The sequence below is a fragment of the Prevotella sp. AM42-24 genome (assembly GCF_003461825.1).
GTDB classification, from domain to species: Bacteria; Bacteroidota; Bacteroidia; order Bacteroidales; family Bacteroidaceae; genus Prevotella; species Prevotella hominis.
In genome coordinates, this window is the sequence record NZ_QTXV01000160.1 from 1 (window position 1) to 1358 (window position 1358).

Annotated in this window: 1 pseudogene; it reads right to left on the reverse strand. The window is 47.9% G+C overall.

The features are described from left to right. Window positions 1–1358: pseudogene (locus DW917_RS17475) on the reverse strand (type IV secretion protein Rhs); the annotation flags it as partial.

The following is a 1358-nucleotide window of genomic DNA, read 5'->3' on the forward strand; positions in this document are numbered from 1 at the left end:
CGGTCAAAGTAACCTGTCCATTGATGGAATTGTCAGAAAGGATAAGTACTGGTGACACGACCAAAACGGTATCAGTCGCTGTAGTCAAGTATGGCTTGCCCTCTGCCAAGGCATTTGCAAATATCTTATAGTGTGCAGGAACTGACATGGTCTGCTCAACATTGGCAGAATCCTTGTAAGTTACAGACGCTTGCCAACCGATATTCTTCCAATCAACATTTGAGGTGGATGAAATCTCAAAGCTGAAGTTGGTCAGCTTTTCAGTATTCTCCAGACTGATGTTGAGTGAATCGCCATTGAAAGTCTCATTAGCCTTCAGTGTACGAGCAAAGACCGTCTTCTCGATATAGTTCGGGTTGTCGTTTCCGTCACTGTCTTTCTTTTCATTGCTGCCGATGATGCTGAGAACAACATCGTCGGTTGTTACAGGCTTGTGGAAGGCACTGCGAACTTCCACGCTTGAACCATTCTCCACATTAGCGGAGGTGTTCACATCGTAGATGGCACCATCCTCAGGTTTGTACTCTGTTGAAGAAAGCCCGTTAGGCAAGATATTTGACTCGCCAGCGTAAGTAATGGTTGGTGACCAGTTGACCTTGTCGTAGGAACCGTTGCTTGTCTCCTCAGTGCCAGACTGCACACGGAAATAGATCCTTTCACCACGCTTGACTGCAACGGAAGATACGGCTGCGCTATATGAACTGTTGTCGCCCTTGGCTATCGTCTTGTTCCAAAGCTCGTTGCCTCCCTTTTGGATGGCAACTCTTACACCGTCTGCCTTCTGATACTCATCCGCATCATAGTCACCCGTTGGAGTGACAAGGCTTAATTGACCTGTTACGCTTACAGTTCCGTCCTTAGGAGCCTGCCATACACGCACGATGTCCTCCATAGGGGAGTTCTTGATGGCTTCCGCCTGCTCGTCCTCACTAACTTCCATGACGGATGTGTCAACCTTGCCACCATAGATGATAGGGCTTGGGGTATCGGCACTGCTCAATGTAAACGTAGGCACGGCATTGCCTGATCCGTCAAACTCCAAATGGTTGAAATAAACCTTGCCATTGGAAACAAGGTCAACAAGTCCGTCACCGTTGATGTCGCTGAAATACTGAGTGGTCTTTGTCTTAGTGGTTGACTTGTCCGTTCCGACAACGGCAGTCAGGACATTCCAACCGACAACGGCATTCGCACCGAAAGTGTTGGTAGAACTTTTGGTTGTCGAGAAGTTACTGATGCCCTTTACCTTGACAGGCTCACCATATACGACTTCTCCGTTGTCAGTCTTGACCTGTGGACGATAATATACGGAACCACCAGACTTATAAACCTTGTCTGGAAGTCCGTCACCGTTCAAG